Here is a 14,242-nt window from a genome sequence, read left to right as displayed (position 1 = left end):
AGCGCTAAGTAGCAGTGGTGACCCGATGTGGAGGTAGGAGTTTGCGGATCCTCGGGATCAACGCGGTGTTCCACGATCCGGCCGCCGCCCTCGTGGTGGACGGCCGGGTGGTCGCCGCCGCCGAGGAGGAGCGCTTCAGCCGCCGCAAGCACGGCAAGCGGCCGGTGCCGTTCGCCACCTGGGAACTGCCCGAGCAGGCAGCGCGCTGGTGCCTGGCCGAGTCCGGGATCGAGCCGTCCGAGCTGGACGCGGTGGGCTACTCCTACGACCCGGATCTGGTGGACCACGACCTCGCCGGCGTGGACCAGGGCTGGGAGGAGCTGCGCACCACCTACGCCCGCCGCGCCCCGCAGTTCCTGAACACCGCGCTGCCCGGGCTCGACCCGGCGAAGGTGCGGTTCGTGCGGCACCACGTCGCGCACGCCGCGTCCAGCGGGCTCGCCGCGCCCTTCGGCGACGCCGCCGTGCTGGTGGCCGACGGCCGCGGTGAGGCGACCTCCTACCTGGCCGGGGAATACCGTGACGGCAAGCTCGTCGAGCTGGCCGCGCAACGGCTCCCGCACTCGCTCGGACTGCGGTACGAGGACCTCACCGAACACCTCGGGTTCGCGCGCTCCAGCGACGAGTACAAGGTGATGGCCCTGGCCTCGTACGGAAAACCACGGTTCGCGGACGCGCTGCGCGAACACCTCGGTGCCGTCGGTGACGGCGGATTCCGTGCCGCGCCGCTGGATCTGACCCGCTTCGCGCCGCGCCGCGAGCCCGGCGCCGGCTTCCGGCCCGAGCACGCCGACCTCGCCGCCAGCGTGCAGCGGCGTCTCGAGGAGGTGCTGCTCGACCTGGCGCGCTGGCTGCACGCCCAGACCGGGCAGGCGAACCTGACGATGGCGGGCGGCATCGCGCTCAACTGCGTGGCCAACACCCGGTTGCTGGCCGAAGGCCCGTTCGACGACATCTGGATCCAGCCGGCGGCCGGTGACGCGGGCACCGCGCTGGGTGCCGCGCTGCACCTGGCCGCGGAATGGGGCGAACCCGCCGCGCGGATGACCGGTGCCGCGCTGGGACGCGGTTTTTCCGATGTGGAGATCCAGCAGGCGCTCGACACCGCCCGCCTGCCCTACGAACGGCCCGACGACCTTGCCGCGACGGTGGCCCGGGCACTGGCCGAGGACCGGATCGTGGCGTGGTTCCAGGGCCGGGCGGAGTTCGGTCCGCGCGCCCTGGGACACCGTTCACTGCTCGCGCACCCCGGTCACCGGCGCAACCTCGAACGCCTCAACGACGTCAAGGGCCGTGAGCAGTTCCGCCCGGTCGCGCCGGTGGTGCTCGCCGACCGCGCGCGCGAGCTGTTCGAGCGCGGTCCGGTGCCCAGCCCCTACATGCTGTTCGTGCACGACGTCCGTCCGGAGTGGAGGGACCGCATCCCGGCGGTGACGCATGTGGACGGTACGGCCCGCGTGCAGACCGTGGACCCGGCGGACGAGCCGCTGGTCGCGCGCATGCTGGCGGAGTTCGAATCCCGGACCGGGATTCCCGTGGTGGTGAACACGAGCCTGAACACCGCGGGCCGGCCGATGGTGGACTCGCCACGGGACGCGCTGGAGTGCTTCGGATCGAGCCCGATCGACCTGCTGGCCCTCGGGCCGTTCGTCGTCCGGAGGCCGGAATGATCGCCTACACCGTGGTTGTCCCGACGACCGGCCGGGACAGCCTGCGGGCTCTGCTGTCCGCGCTCGGCCACGGCATCGGACCGCGGCCCGCCGAGATCATCGTCGTCGACGACCGCCCGGACCCGGGCGGCCTGCCGCTGCCGGAGCTGACAACGCCGGTGCGCGTGCTGCACTCCGGCGGGCGCGGCCCGGCGGCGGCGCGGAACGCCGGGTGGCGTGCCGCGGGCACCGAATGGATCGCCTTCCTCGACGACGACGTGCGCCCGACCGCCGACTGGGCCTCCCGGCTGGAGTCCGACCTGACCGCGCTGGCCGCCGACGTGGCCGGGTCGCAGGGCCGCATCGTGGTGCCCGGCCCGACCGGGGGACGCCGGCCGACGGATCTCGAACGCGACACGGCCGGACTGGCGACCGCGGAGTGGATCACCGCGGACATGGCCTACCGGCGCGACGTCCTGTCCGCCGTGGGCGGGTTCGACGAACGTTTCCCGCGCGCCTTCCGTGAGGACGCCGACCTGGCGCTGCGGGTGCGGCAGGCGGGATGGCGGCTGGAACGCGGCATCCGCACCACCCTGCACCCGGCGCGCCACGGCGGGTTCTTCGCCAGCGTCCGGGCGCAGCGCGGCAACGCCGACAACGCGCTGATGCGGCGCAAATTCGGTCCACAGTGGAGGGAGTTGACCGCGGCCGGTCCGGGACGCCTGGGCCGGCACACCCTGACCACGCTCAGCGGCCTCGCCGCGCTCGCCTGCGCCGCGGCGCGGCGGCCCACGCCGGCCGCATTCGCCGGAATCGCGTGGCTCGGCCTCACCGCGGAATTCGCGTTGCGGCGCATCCTGCCCGGCCCGAGGACCCCGGCGGAACTGGCGAAGATGGCGGTCACCAGCGTGCTCATCCCGCCGGTCGCGGTGCGCCACCGGCTGGCCGGCGAGCTGCGCGTGCGCCGCCCGCGCGCCGCCGCCAGGGCGATCCTCTTCGACCGCGACGACACCCTCGTCCACGACGAGCCGTACAACAACGACCCGGAGCTGGTGCGCCCGGTGCCGGGTGCCGAGGAGGTGCTGCGCCGCCTGCGCGCCGCCGGTGTGCCGGTGGGCGTGGTGAGCAACCAGTCCGGCGTGGCGCGCGGGCTCATCACGCCGGACGAACTGACCGCGGTCAACGCCCGGGTCGAGGAGCTGCTCGGACCGTTCGGCACGTGGCAGGTGTGCGTGCACGCCGAGGACGACGGCTGCTGCTGCCGCAAACCGAAACCGGGACTGGTGACCCGGGCCGCGCTGGCGCTGGGGGTGCGCCCGCAGGACTGCGTGGTCATCGGGGACATCGGGGCCGACGTGGAGGCGGCGCGCGCGGCGGGCGCGCGTGCGGTGCTGGTGCCCACGCCCCGGACGCGGCCCGCGGAGATCGCGGCCGCGCGGCGCGACGCGCAGGTGGCGGGTGACCTGGCCGAAGCGGTCGCGCTGGCGATGGGGGACCGGGCATGGTGAGCACACGGGTTCTGGTGGCGCGGCTGGACAACGCGGGCGACGTCCTGCTGTCCGGCCCGCTGGTGCGCGCGGTGGCGGCCACGGCCGGGCCGGTCACGTTCCTGGCCGGGCCGCACGGTCGCGCCGCCGCCGAACTGCTGCCCGGTGTCGGCGAGGTCATCGAGTGGTGCGCCCCGTGGATCGACCCGGAACCGCCCGCCGCGGCCCCCGCCCACCTCGCGGAACTGCGCGCGCACATCCGTGCGGCCCAACCGGATGCGGCGCTCGTGGTGACCTCGTTCCACCAGTCACCGCTGCCGCTCGCACTGATCCTGCGCGAGTGCGGGGTGCCGTGGATCGGCGCGATCTGCGAGGACTACCCGGGCTCGCTGCTGGACCTGCGGCACCGCATCGAGGGCGACCCGCCGGAGGCCGAGCGCGCCCTGTCGCTGGCACGGGCCGCCGGGTACGAGCTGCCGCCCGGTGACGACGGGCACCTCGCCGTGCGCCGCCCGCTGCCCGACGTGTCGGAGCTGGTCGGCGAACCCGGCTACGTGGTGGTCCACCCGGCCGCCTCGGTGCCGGCCCGGCAGTACCCGGCCGAGCACAACGCCGAGGTCGTGCGGCTGCTCGCCCAGTCCGGCCACCGCGTGGTGGTCACCGGCGCACCGTCCGAACGCGACCTCACCGCGCGGGTCGCCGGCGACCACGGCCTGGACCTGGCGGGCCGGACCGATCTGCACGGCCTGGCCGCCGTGCTCGCCGGGGCCCGGGTCGCCGTCGCCCCGAACACCGGGCCGGCGCACCTGGCCGCGGCCGTGGGCACTCCGGTGGTGTCGTTGTTCGCGCCCGTCGTGCCGGCCGCGCGGTGGGCGCCCCACGGTGTGCCGGTCGTCCTGCTCGGTGACCAGGATGCGCCCTGCCGCGACACCCGGGCCCGGATCTGTCCGGTGGCCGGGCATCCCTGCCTGGGCCGGGTTCCGCCCGAGGACGTCCTGATGGCCGTCGAGAAACTAGGAGGTGCAGCGTGATCGAGGAGCGGTTCGCGGCTCTGGCCGCGACCATGCGGGACCTGACCGCGCTGGCACCGAGGATCGAGGCGTGGGGTCGTCACCTCGCCGAGGTGCTCGGAGCCGGCGGACGGCTGCTCGCCTGCGGCAACGGCGGCAGCGCCGCCGAGGCGCAGCATCTGACCGGCGAGCTGGTCGGCCGGTTCGTGCACGACCGGCAGCCGCTGTCGGCGATCGCCCTGCACGCCGACACCTCGGCGGCCACGGCGATCGTGAACGACTACGGCGACCAGGAGGTGTTCGCCCGCCAGGTGCGCGCGCACGGGCGCACCGGCGACGTGCTCGTGGCGCTGTCCACCAGCGGGCGCAGCCAGAACGTGTGCGCGGCGGCGAAGACCGCCCACGAACTGGGCATGACGACGTGGGCCCTGACCGGACCGGGACCGAACGCGCTCGCCGCGATCTGCGACGACGCCGTGGTGATCGAGGCCCCGAGCACCGGCACGGTGCAGGAGGCGCACCTCGCGGTGATCCACGGGCTGTGCGCGGCACTCGACCAGGCGCTGGGAGTGCCCTCGTGACCGGCCCCCTGGTGGTGGTCGGCGACACACTGCTCGACATCGACGTCGACGGCAGCGCGGACCGGTTGTGCCCGGAGGCGCCCGTGCCGGTGGTCGACGTCGGCCGGGAATGGCACCGGCCCGGTGGCGCCGGGCTGGCCGCGCGCCTGGCCGCCCGGTCGGCCGCGGACGTCGTGCTGGTCACGGCCCTCGGCGACGACGAAGGCGGCGCGCGGCTGGCGCGGCTGCTGGCCGGCGAGGTCGAGCTGTGCGCGCTGCCGCTGCGGGGCGGGACCGTCCGCAAGACCCGCATCCGCGCGGCGGGCCAGTCGGTGGTGCGACTGGACCACGGCGACGGGCGTGCTTCCCGCGAGCCGCTGGACGCGCGCACCGTGTCCGTGCTGCGCGATGCCTCGGCGATCCTGGTCGCCGACTACGGCCGGGGCGTGGCGAGCCACCCGCAGATCCGGCAACTGCTGGCCGAGACCGGCGCACCGGTGGTCTGGGATCCGCACCCGCGTGGCGGGCCGCCCGTTCCCGGCGCGGCACTGGTGACCCCCAACGACAGCGAGGCGGCGAAGTTCGCCGGCGGACCCGGCACCCCCGGGGAACTGGCCGGGCGCCTGCGCGCGGAGTGGGCGGCCGAGGCGGTCGCGGTGACCGTCGGGGCGCAGGGCGCCGTGCTCGCCGACGGCACCGGCACGCGGGCGATCCCGGTGCCGAACGCGTCCCGCGTCCCGGCGAGCGTGCGGCCGGACACCTGCGGCGCCGGGGACCGCTTCGCCAGCGCCGTCGCCGCGGCCCTGTTCGAGGGCGCCGCGCTGGACAACGCGGTCGCCTCGGCGGTGGAGTCCGCGGCCCGGTTCGTCGCCGCCGGCGCGGCCACCGCGTTGTCCGAGCCCGCCGAGCCGGTCCGCGCGCGCGAACCCGGCCTGTCCGGCTTCGAGCTGGCCGAGCGGGTGCGCCACCGCGGCGGGCGGGTCGTGGCCACCGGCGGGTGCTTCGACATCCTGCACCCGGGACACGTGGCCCTGCTCCGCCGCGCCCGCGAACTGGGCGACGTGCTGATCGTGTGCGTCAACTCCGACGACTCGGTGCGCCGGCTGAAGGGGCCGGGGCGCCCGGTGGTGACCGCGGCCGACCGGGTGCGCGTGCTCAGCGCGCTGGAGTCCGTCGACGCCGTCGTGGTGTTCGAGGAGTCCTCGCCGGTGGAGGTGCTGCGCCGGCTGTGCCCGGACATCTGGGTCAAGGGCGGCGACTACGAGGGCGCCGACCTGCCGGAGGCCGAGGTCGTGCGCGCCGGCGGCGGCAAGGTCGTGCTCGTGCCCACCGTCGAGGGCTACTCGACCACACGGCTCATCGAGACCGTGTCCAACGGATAGAAGGGGAGACATGCCGACTTCGCCAGGCAAGGTAGGCAAGGTGCTGATCACCGGGGGTGCGTCCGGGCTGGGCGCGGCGACCGTGGAGGCCGTCGCACAGGCCGGCGGGACCCCGCTGGTGCTCGACCGCAAGCCCCCGGCCGCGGGGGTGCCCTACGTCCCGGTCGACCTCACCGACACGGCCGAGACCGAGCGGGCCGTGCGGGAGCTCGCCGAGCAGGCGGGCGGGCTGGACGCGGTGTTCACCGCCGCCGGTATCGACTTCCCCGGCAGGCTGGACCAGGTGTCCACAGCGGACTGGGAGCGGGTCGTCCAGGTCAACCTGTTCGGCACCGCCGCGGTGGTGCGTGCCGCGCTGCCGTACCTGGAGCGCTCGCACGGCAAGGTGGTGACCGTCGCGTCCACCCTGGGCATCAAGGCGGTCAGCGACGCCACCGCGTACTGCGCCTCGAAGTGGGGCGTGGTCGGGTTCACCCGCGCACTGGCCGCCGAGACCGCGGGCCGCATCGGGGTGACCATGCTGGTCCCCGGTGGCATGCACACCGCGTTCTTCGACGAGCGCGACGAGCAGTACAAGCCGCCGGCCGACGCGAAGCTGAACCATCCGGGCAACGTCGCCGCGACCGTCCTGTTCGCACTGTCCCAGCCGGCCGGTTGCGAGGTGCGTGAGCTGGTCGTCGCGCACTCGGAGGAGGGCTCCTGGCCGTGACCGGCGACGTCCTGGTGCTGCGGGCGCTCGGGCTCGGTGACCTCCTGGTCACCGTTCCGGCGCTGCGCGGTCTGCGGGCCGCGTTGCCGGACGCGCGGATCACCGTGGCCGCGCCCGCGGCACTGGACGAGGTCGCCGCGCTCACCGGCGCGGTCGACCGGGTGCTGCCCACCCCGGGCCTGGGCGAGCTGCGCTGGGACGGTGCGCCGCCCGCCGTCGCCGTCAACCTGCACGGCAGCGGCCCGGAGAGCGTGCGCGACCTGCTCGGCACCCGGCCCGGCCGGCTGCTGACCCACCGGCACCCGGCCTCCGGCGAACCGGACGGCCCGGACTGGGTGGCCGACCAGCACGAGGCGCGGCGCTGGTGCCGGATGCTCGCCCACTACGGGATCGACGCCGACCCCGGCGACCTCGCGCTGACCCGGCCGGACGTGCCGAGCCCGGCGCCGGACGCGATCGTCGTGCACCCCGGCGCGGCGTACGGGTCGCGGCGCTGGCCGCCCGGCCGGTTCGCCGAGGTCGCGCGCGAGTTCTCCGCCGCGGGTCACCGGGTCGTGGTGACCGGTAGCGCCGCGGAGCGGGACCTCGCGGGAGAGCTCGCCGCGGCGGCCGGCCTGCCCCCGGCCGCCGTGCTGGCCGGGCGCACCCGGCTGACCGAACTGGCCGCGCTCGTGTCCGGGGCGCGGCTGCTGATCAGCGGGGACACCGGCGTCGCGCACCTGGCCACCGCCTACGGCACGCCGTCGGTGCTGCTGTTCGGCCCGACCGCGCCGTGGCGGTGGGGTCCGCCACCGGGCACCGAGGACCGGCACGTGGTGCTGTGGGCGGGCGAGGAGGGCGACCCGTTCGCCACGGAACCGGCCCGTGGCCTGCTGGCCATCACCGTCGACGAGGTGGTCGCGGCCGGCCGCAAGGTCGCGGAGGTCTGACATGGCCGCGGTCGGGATCGCCGGGGCGGGGTACGTGGGCCTCACCACCGCTGCCTGCCTCGCCGCGCTCGGCCACGACGTGCTGTGCGCCGAGGTCGACGAGGCCAAGGTGGCACGGCTGTCCCGGGGCGAGGTCACGCTCGCCGAGCCGGACCTGGCGCCACTGGTGCGCGAGGGCCTGGCCGTGGGGCGGCTGCGGTTCACCGCGGACGTGCGGGCGGCCGGTACGCGGGAGTTCGTGTTCGCCTGCGTGCCCACGCCCACCGGTCCCGACGGCACGGCCGACCTCGGCGCGCTGGAGGCCGTGCTGGCCGCGATCCGCCCGGCGCCGCACACCGTGCTGGTGGTGAAGTCGACCGTGCCGGTCGGCACCTGCGCCCGCATCGCCGGTACCACCGGGATCGCCGTGGTGAGCAACCCGGAGTTCCTGCGCGAGGGGCACGCCGTGCACGATTTCCGGCACCCCGACCGCGTCGTCCTCGGCGGCGACGAGCGCGCGGTGGACCGGGTCGCCGCGCTCTACGCGGACCTCGGCGCGCCGATCGTGCGCACCGGCCACGCGGGCGCGGAGCTGGGCAAATACGCCAGCAACGCGTTCCTGGCGCTCAAGCTGTCCTACGTCAACCTGCTGGCCCGGCTGTGCGAACGCACCGGCGCCGACATCGACGCGGTCACCCGCACGATGGGCCTGGACGAGCGGATCGGCCCGCACTTCCTGCGCCCCGGCCCCGGCTGGGGCGGGTCGTGCCTGCCCAAGGACACCCGGGCGCTGGTCGCCTCCGCCGCCGGCGCCGGGGTCGACCTCACCGTCCTGCGCGCCGCGATCGAGGCCAACGACCGGCAGTACGACCACGTGGCCGCCCGGATCCGCGACGCCGCGGGCGGCAGACTCGACGGTGCCCGGATCGGCCTGTTCGGGCTGGCGTTCAAGGCCGGCACCGAAGACCTGCGGGACTCCCCGGCGCTGGCGGTCGCCGGGCGGCTGGCGGCCGCCGGCGCCGTGCTGACCGGCTACGACCCCGGCGTGACCGCCGAGACCGGACCGGTTCAGCGCGTGGACGACCCGGTTCTGGCCGCCAAGGGCGCCCGGGTGCTGGTGGTGCTGACCGAATGGCCCGAGTTCGCGCGGCTCGACTGGAGCCAGCTGGCCGCCGTCGCCGAGGGCGACGTCGTGGTCGACACCCGCAACGTGCTCGACCCGGCCACGGTCCGGGGCAGCGGCCTGCGGCTCGTCCGGCTGGGACGGGCCGCCGGAACATGATCCCGGCCACGACACGGCAGCGCGGTGGGTGCCTCAGCCGGTGATCGAGGTGGTTTCCGAGAGGTGACGTGCCGCCACCGTCACGCTCGGGTACAGCGGCAGCTGCTCGTGCAGCCCGGTGATCTGCAGCGGGCGGACGATGGTGCGGTGGCTGGCGACCAGGGCCCAGCGCAGTTCGCGGTGCGTGGCCGTTTCGTCGGCGTCGACCAGGGCCTGCAGGCCGGCCGAGCCGAGGAAGGTGACCGCCTCCATGTCCACGACGAAGGTGCGCCCGTGGTCGAGGCAGTCGTTCAGGCAACGGCGGAGTGCGGGTGCGGCGCCCAGGTCCAGTTCACCGGACAGGCGGGCCAGCCGGATCCCGTCGGGCCGGTCGGCGATGTCGATGCGGAGCTCGTGAGCTTGGTACACGGGAGTCTCCCCGGTTGGTGGTGAGCACAGCGGGGACGGCCGCACACACGTCCAGGTATTCGAAATGTCTTCGAAATCTCCGGCCGGGTGTGCCCGTTCCCGGCACGGCTGGTAGCTCAACCGCTCACCTTCGACCGTACGGACCCGCCCTGCTGCTTGGCAACCCGCTTCATCCCGGTTGACGACGGGAGCGCGGGGTACCCGGTGCAGGTCGGCAGGGTGCCGCAGGGCGCGGCGCACGCCGTCCGTGGTGGGTGCACCGGCGGTGCGGGACAGCGGTGGCCCGCACCGCCGGCCTCGCGTCAGCGCAGGACGGCCCACACCGTCTTGCCGCCGGAGGGGACCCGATCGCATCCCCACTCCCGGGACGTCTGCGCCACCAGCAGCAGCCCCAGCCCCGGCGGATGACCACCCTCCCGCATCACCGCCTCGTGCGGGTCGTCGTCGGTCACCCGGACCGTCAGCTCGTCCCGGTGCAGTTCGAGGGCGAGCCGTGGTGCCCCCCGGGTGTGCCGCAGCGTGTTCTCCACCAGCTCGGTCACGACGACCGCCGCGTCCGGCGCCAACTGGGCGACGCGCCAGCGTGCGCACACCTCCGTGGTGAACCGGCGTGCCCGGCGTGCGGCGTCCACCGTCCGGGCCAGCCTCAGTTCGGTGCTGCGCCGCATCGCCTCGATCGCTCCCAACCTTCACGAACGCGACGGGTCATACCCGGGGGGCGAGGCGCGAAACGCATCCGCCGCGGCACCCGTTTGCCCCGGTCGGGCGCGGGTACCCGGCCGGGATGGACGAGCAGTCGTTGCTGCGGACGCTGACCAGGGTGGTCACCACGCTGACGGCTCGGGAGATCCCGTTCACCGTGGCGGGCGGCTGCGCGGTCTACGCCCGCGGTGGCCCGCCCTCCGACCACGACGTGGACGTGTTCCTCAAGGAGGAGGACGTGGCGGCGGCACGGGCGGCCCTGGTGGCGGAGGGCATGCGGGCCGACGACCCGCCGGAGGACTGGCTGAGCAAGGTCTGGGACGGGGAGGTCCTGGTCGATCTGATCTTCCGGCCCAACTACCGCCCGGTCACCGAGGAGACCCTGCGCCGCGCGGACGTGATGCGCGTCGGCCCGACCATGGCACCGGTCCTGGGCGGCACCGACATCATGATCGACAAGCTGCTCGTCCTCGATGCCCACCGCTGCGATCTCGCACCGCTCCTGCACATCGCCCGTGACCTGCGGGAACAGGTGGACTGGGAGCGGGTGGCGAAGGAGACCGGCGAGTCGCCGTACGCGCAGGCGTTCCTGACGCTGCTGGACTCGCTGGACGTCGTCGAGCTCGAAGGAACCGCGTGATGACCGACGGGCGGGAAACACCCCAGTACCGCGCGGCCCACCTGCGCCGCGCCCTGGCCGAGGACCCGCGGACGGCCGAGATGGGCGTCCGGGTGAACGTCCGCGGCGACGACGTGCACCTGTCCGGGGAGGTGACCTGCGACGAGCGGCGCACCGAGCTGGAGACCGTGCTGCACGAGGCCGCGCCGGGCCTGCGGGTGCACAACGACGTGCGGGTGGCCGACACGCGCGAGCCGGCCCGGAGGGAGGACCTGCGGTGATCCGCGTGGCGGCGGTCGGGGACGTGCACCTCGGCGAGGACGCGCGGGGGCTGCTGCGCCCCGCGCTGGAACACCTGGGCGACCTGGCGGACGTGCTGCTGCTGGCCGGCGACCTGACGCGGCACGGCGCACTGGAGGAGGCCGAGGTGGTCGCCGACGAGTTCAGCGGCCTGGACCGGCCGGTGGTGGCGGTGCTGGGCAACCACGACTACCACAGCGACCGCCAGGACGACATCACCAAGCTCCTGGAGGACCACGGCATCCAGGTCTTGGAGGGCTCCGCGACCCGGGTGGCGGCCGGCGGGCAGCGGCTGGGCATCGCCGGGGTGAAGGGCTTCGGCGGCGGGTTCGCCGGCAAGTGCGCGAGCGCGTTCGGCGAGCGCGAGATGAAGGCGTTCGTCGAGCACAGCGTCGAGCGGGCCGACGCGCTGCGCCGGGCGATGCTGGAGCTCGACGACACCGACTTCCGGATCGCGCTGACGCACTACTCGCCCATCCCGGAGACCCTGCGGGGCGAACCGCCCGAGATCTACCCGTTCCTGGGTGCCTACCAGCTCGGCGAGGTGATCGACGAATGCGGTGCCGACCTGGCGATCCACGGGCACGCCCACTTCGGCTGCGAACAGGGCGTGACCCCGGGCGGGGTGCGGGTGCGCAACGTCGCCCAGCCGGTCATCCGCAGCGCGTACGCCACGTACGGGTTGGGGTCTTGATTCCCCGATGTGATCCGGAGCACCCTGGATTCGTCCACTCGGCAGCCGGGAGGGCCGCATGACGGAACTGAAGGCACGTCCCATCGCCCTGGGCAACCGGTACGAGCTGCCGACCAGGCACCGCCGGGGCAGCCTGCTGTTGCGCATGGCACGGACGACCGACCACAAGCTGATCGGCCTGATGTACCTGTACACGTCGCTGGCCTTCTTCGTCATCGGCGGCGCGCTGGCGTTGCTCATGCGGGGCGAGCTCGCCCGGCCGGGGTTGCAGTTCCTGTCGCAGGAGCAGTACAACCAGCTGTTCACCATGCACGGCACGATCATGCTGCTGCTCTACGCGACACCGAACGTGTTCGCCTTCGCCAACATGGTCCTGCCGCTGCAGATCGGCTCGCCGGACGTCGCGTTCCCGCGGCTGAACGCGTTTTCCTACTGGTTGTTCCTGTTCGGCGGGACGATCGTGCTCTCGTCGTTCCTCACCCCGGGCGGCGCCGCGGACTTCGGCTGGACCGCCTACACCCCGCTGTCCGACGCGGCGAACTCACCGGGCATCGGCGGGAACCTGTGGATCTTCGGGCTGATCGTGTCCGGTCTGGGCACGATCCTCGGCGGCGTCAACATGCTCACCACGATCGTCACCCTGCGCTGCCCGGGCATGACGATGTGGCGAATGCCCATTTTCACCTGGAACATCCTGTTCACCAGCGTGCTGGTGCTGGCGGTGTTCCCGATCCTCACCGCGGCGCTGTTCGGGCTGGCCGCGGACCGCATCATCGGCGCGCACGTGTTCGACCCCGCCAACGGCGGGGCGATCCTGTGGCAGCACATGTTCTGGTTCTTCGGCCATCCCGAGGTCTACATCATCGCGTTGCCCTACTTCGGCATCATCACCGAGGTCATCCCGGTGTTCAGCCGCAAACCGCTGTTCGGGTACCGGCTGATGGTGTTCGCGACGATGGGCATCATGGCGCTGTCGTTCGCGGTGTGGGCGCACCACATGTTCGCCACCGGCGCGGTGCTCCTGCCGTTCTTCTCGTTCATGACGTTCCTCATCGCGGTGCCGACCGGGATCAAGTTCTTCAACTGGATCGGCACCATGTGGAAGGGGCAGCTGAGCTTCGAGACGCCCATGCTGTGGGCGGTCGGGTTCCTGGTGACGTTCCTGCTCGGCGGGCTGACCGGGGTCATCCTGGCGTCGCCGCCGCTGGACTTCCACATCACCGACACCTACTTCGTGGTCGCGCACTTCCACTACGTGCTGTTCGGCACGATCGTGTTCGCGACCTTCGCCGGCTTCTACTTCTGGTTCCCGAAGATGACCGGCCGGATGCTCGACGAGCGTCTCGGCAAGCTGCACTTCTGGACCACGTTCGTCGGGTTCCACACCACATTCCTGGTGCAGCACTGGCTCGGCGACATGGGCATGCCGCGGCGCTACGCCGACTACCTGGCCACGGACAACTTCACGATCCTGAACACGGTCTCCACGATCGGCGCGTTCATCCTGGGCGCCTCCATGCTGCCGTTCATGTACAACGTGGTCCGCAGCTACCGGTACGGCGATCCGGTCGAAGTGGACGACCCGTGGGGTTTCGGCAACTCGCTGGAATGGGCCACCACCTGTCCGCCGCCGCGCCACAACTTCCTGTCGCTGCCGCGGGTCCGGTCGGAACGGCCGGCGTTCGAGATGCACTACCCGCACCTGGTGGAGCGCCTGCACGAAGAAGGGCACATCACGCTGACGGGCAAGACCATCCCGCACTCCGAGGCGACGAAAACGCCCTCGGAGACCGCCACCGAGAGCCTCACCAGCGGCACCTCACCCACCACGCACGACGATTAACGCTCCTCGCCCGCGGGTAGCCGGACTGCGAGCTACTCCGAGGGAGGCGACGCATGAGTGAGGACACGGGTCGCGGGTCGACGGCGGTCGAAGATCGCTCGATCGCCCAGCTCGTCCAGGACATGTCGCAGCAGGTCCAGCGGCTGGTACGGGACGAGCTGCGGCTGGCGACCGAAGAACTGCGGCAGAAGGGTAAGCGGGCCGGCGCGGGCGCGGGCCTGGCCGGTGCGGCCGGGATCCTCGCGCTGTTCGGGGCGGGAACCCTCATCGCCGCCGCGGTGCTGGCGCTGGCGCTGGTGCTGCCCGCGTGGGCCTCGGCGCTGATCATCGGCGGCGCGTTGCTGCTCATCGGCGGCCTGGCCGGGCTGATCGGCAAGAAGCAGCTGTCCGGCGCGGTGCCGCCGGTGCCGCAGGAGGCCGTGTCCGGGTTGCCCAAGGACGTGGCGGCCGTACGAGAGGGAATGCGCCGATGACGGCCAAGCGCGACACGTTCCCGCACGACGCCGAACAAGCGCGCCTCGACCTCGAACTGACCCGTCAGGAGCTGGGCGAGACCGCCGAGGCACTGGCCGGGAAGATGAAGGAGACCGCGCACCGCACCCAGCGGATCGCCCTGGGCACGGGTGCCGGGCTCGGGATCCTGGTCTTGGTCTTGGTCCTGGTGCGCAGGCTGACCGCCCGGAGGTGAC

Annotated in this window: 16 protein-coding genes; 14 read left to right on the top strand and 2 right to left on the bottom strand. The window is 73.6% G+C overall.

Annotation, left to right across the window (positions count from 1 at the left end; all coding sequences use genetic code 11):
* Window positions 1–41 precede the first annotated feature (41 nt).
* The 8 genes from FHX45_RS05440 to FHX45_RS05405 are packed head-to-tail and all read left to right on the top strand — an operon-like array spanning window position 42 to window position 8,987.
* Window positions 42–1,670 (top strand): carbamoyltransferase family protein, encoded by a 1,629-nt coding sequence (locus FHX45_RS05440; RefSeq protein ID WP_167097213.1) that lies wholly within the window; start codon window positions 42–44, stop codon window positions 1,668–1,670.
* Window positions 1,667–3,157, top strand: a complete 1,491-nt coding sequence (locus FHX45_RS05435; RefSeq protein ID WP_167097211.1) for an HAD-IIIA family hydrolase — start codon at window positions 1,667–1,669, stop codon at window positions 3,155–3,157. Before FHX45_RS05440 ends, FHX45_RS05435 begins: the two co-directional genes overlap by 4 nt.
* Complete coding sequence (locus FHX45_RS05430) at window positions 3,151–4,167, top strand: glycosyltransferase family 9 protein (protein WP_167097209.1); 1,017 nt, start codon at window positions 3,151–3,153, stop codon at window positions 4,165–4,167. The genes FHX45_RS05435 and FHX45_RS05430 overlap by 7 nt, the downstream gene beginning before the upstream one ends.
* A complete protein-coding gene (locus FHX45_RS05425; RefSeq protein WP_167097207.1) occupies window positions 4,164–4,727 on the top strand; it encodes an SIS domain-containing protein in 564 nt (187 codons plus the stop codon). Before FHX45_RS05430 ends, FHX45_RS05425 begins: the two co-directional genes overlap by 4 nt.
* The gene (gene rfaE2 / locus FHX45_RS05420) at window positions 4,724–6,088 is read left to right on the top strand and encodes a D-glycero-beta-D-manno-heptose 1-phosphate adenylyltransferase (RefSeq protein ID WP_167097205.1); all 1,365 of its coding nucleotides are present in this window, start codon (window positions 4,724–4,726) and stop codon (window positions 6,086–6,088) included. Before FHX45_RS05425 ends, rfaE2 begins: the two co-directional genes overlap by 4 nt.
* Window positions 6,089–6,098: 10 nt before the next feature.
* Window positions 6,099–6,797: an SDR family oxidoreductase gene (locus FHX45_RS05415; protein WP_167097203.1), complete on the top strand. Its 699-nt coding sequence runs from the start codon at window positions 6,099–6,101 to the stop codon at window positions 6,795–6,797.
* Window positions 6,794–7,726 (top strand): glycosyltransferase family 9 protein, encoded by a 933-nt coding sequence (locus tag FHX45_RS05410; protein WP_167097201.1) that lies wholly within the window; start codon window positions 6,794–6,796, stop codon window positions 7,724–7,726. Before FHX45_RS05415 ends, FHX45_RS05410 begins: the two co-directional genes overlap by 4 nt.
* A gap of 1 nt (window position 7,727) precedes the next feature.
* Window positions 7,728–8,987 (top strand): UDP-glucose dehydrogenase family protein, encoded by a 1,260-nt coding sequence (locus FHX45_RS05405; protein ID WP_167097199.1) that lies wholly within the window; start codon window positions 7,728–7,730, stop codon window positions 8,985–8,987.
* A gap of 33 nt (window positions 8,988–9,020) precedes the next feature.
* Here the strand turns inward: FHX45_RS05405 and FHX45_RS28565 are convergent, their stop codons facing one another.
* On the bottom strand, window positions 9,021–9,395 hold the full coding sequence (locus tag FHX45_RS28565; RefSeq protein ID WP_167097197.1) for an anti-sigma factor antagonist: 375 nt from the start codon (window positions 9,393–9,395) through the stop codon (window positions 9,021–9,023).
* 302 nt (window positions 9,396–9,697) lie between these two features.
* The gene (locus FHX45_RS05395) at window positions 9,698–10,063 is read right to left on the bottom strand and encodes an ATP-binding protein (RefSeq protein WP_167097195.1); all 366 of its coding nucleotides are present in this window, start codon (window positions 10,061–10,063) and stop codon (window positions 9,698–9,700) included.
* Window positions 10,064–10,179: 116 nt separating this feature from the next.
* Between FHX45_RS05395 and FHX45_RS05390 the strand changes: the two genes are divergently transcribed.
* From FHX45_RS05390 to FHX45_RS05365, 6 genes are read left to right on the top strand one after another with little or no spacing between them, the layout of a single operon-like run.
* Window positions 10,180–10,737 carry a nucleotidyltransferase family protein gene (locus FHX45_RS05390; RefSeq protein WP_167097193.1) on the top strand — a complete coding sequence of 186 codons (558 nt, stop codon included), beginning with the start codon at window positions 10,180–10,182 and terminating at the stop codon, window positions 10,735–10,737.
* Window positions 10,737–10,997 (top strand): BON domain-containing protein, encoded by a 261-nt coding sequence (locus FHX45_RS05385; RefSeq protein WP_167097191.1) that lies wholly within the window; start codon window positions 10,737–10,739, stop codon window positions 10,995–10,997. The genes FHX45_RS05390 and FHX45_RS05385 overlap by 1 nt, the downstream gene beginning before the upstream one ends.
* Complete coding sequence (locus tag FHX45_RS05380; protein ID WP_341771356.1) at window positions 10,994–11,710, top strand: metallophosphoesterase family protein; 717 nt, start codon at window positions 10,994–10,996, stop codon at window positions 11,708–11,710. The genes FHX45_RS05385 and FHX45_RS05380 overlap by 4 nt, the downstream gene beginning before the upstream one ends.
* Before the next feature lie 58 nt (window positions 11,711–11,768).
* Entirely contained in the window at window positions 11,769–13,553 is a 1,785-nt protein-coding gene (gene ctaD, locus FHX45_RS05375; RefSeq protein ID WP_167097189.1) for an aa3-type cytochrome oxidase subunit I, read from the top strand.
* A gap of 53 nt (window positions 13,554–13,606) precedes the next feature.
* The gene (locus tag FHX45_RS05370) at window positions 13,607–14,026 is read left to right on the top strand and encodes a phage holin family protein (RefSeq protein ID WP_167097187.1); all 420 of its coding nucleotides are present in this window, start codon (window positions 13,607–13,609) and stop codon (window positions 14,024–14,026) included.
* Entirely contained in the window at window positions 14,023–14,241 is a 219-nt protein-coding gene (locus FHX45_RS05365) for a DUF3618 domain-containing protein (protein ID WP_167097185.1), read from the top strand. Before FHX45_RS05370 ends, FHX45_RS05365 begins: the two co-directional genes overlap by 4 nt.
* The last annotated feature ends 1 nt before the right edge of the window (window position 14,242 follow it).

The sequence above is a fragment of the Amycolatopsis granulosa genome, from assembly GCF_011758745.1.
GTDB classification, from domain to species: domain Bacteria; phylum Actinomycetota; class Actinomycetes; order Mycobacteriales; family Pseudonocardiaceae; genus Amycolatopsis_E; species Amycolatopsis_E granulosa.
Note: the sequence above shows the minus strand (reverse complement) of the source record. Positions and strands in the feature narration are given on the sequence as shown.

Excerpts from the sequence above, each read along its gene's own strand:
- FHX45_RS05435 (WP_167097211.1), top strand. The coding sequence starts at position 1,667 with ATGATCGCCTACACCGTGGTTGTCCCGACGACCGGCCGGGACAGCCTG.
- FHX45_RS05430 (WP_167097209.1), top strand. The coding sequence starts at position 3,151 with ATGGTGAGCACACGGGTTCTGGTGGCGCGGCTGGACAACGCGGGCGAC.
- FHX45_RS05415 (WP_167097203.1), top strand. The coding sequence starts at position 6,099 with ATGCCGACTTCGCCAGGCAAGGTAGGCAAGGTGCTGATCACCGGGGGT.
- FHX45_RS05405 (WP_167097199.1), top strand. The coding sequence starts at position 7,728 with ATGGCCGCGGTCGGGATCGCCGGGGCGGGGTACGTGGGCCTCACCACC.
- FHX45_RS05395 (WP_167097195.1), bottom strand. The coding sequence starts at position 10,063 with ATGCGGCGCAGCACCGAACTGAGGCTGGCCCGGACGGTGGACGCCGCA.
- FHX45_RS05390 (WP_167097193.1), top strand. The coding sequence starts at position 10,180 with ATGGACGAGCAGTCGTTGCTGCGGACGCTGACCAGGGTGGTCACCACG.
- FHX45_RS05385 (WP_167097191.1), top strand. The coding sequence starts at position 10,737 with ATGACCGACGGGCGGGAAACACCCCAGTACCGCGCGGCCCACCTGCGC.
- ctaD (WP_167097189.1), top strand. The coding sequence starts at position 11,769 with ATGACGGAACTGAAGGCACGTCCCATCGCCCTGGGCAACCGGTACGAG.
- FHX45_RS05370 (WP_167097187.1), top strand. The coding sequence starts at position 13,607 with ATGAGTGAGGACACGGGTCGCGGGTCGACGGCGGTCGAAGATCGCTCG.
- FHX45_RS05365 (WP_167097185.1), top strand. The coding sequence starts at position 14,023 with ATGACGGCCAAGCGCGACACGTTCCCGCACGACGCCGAACAAGCGCGC.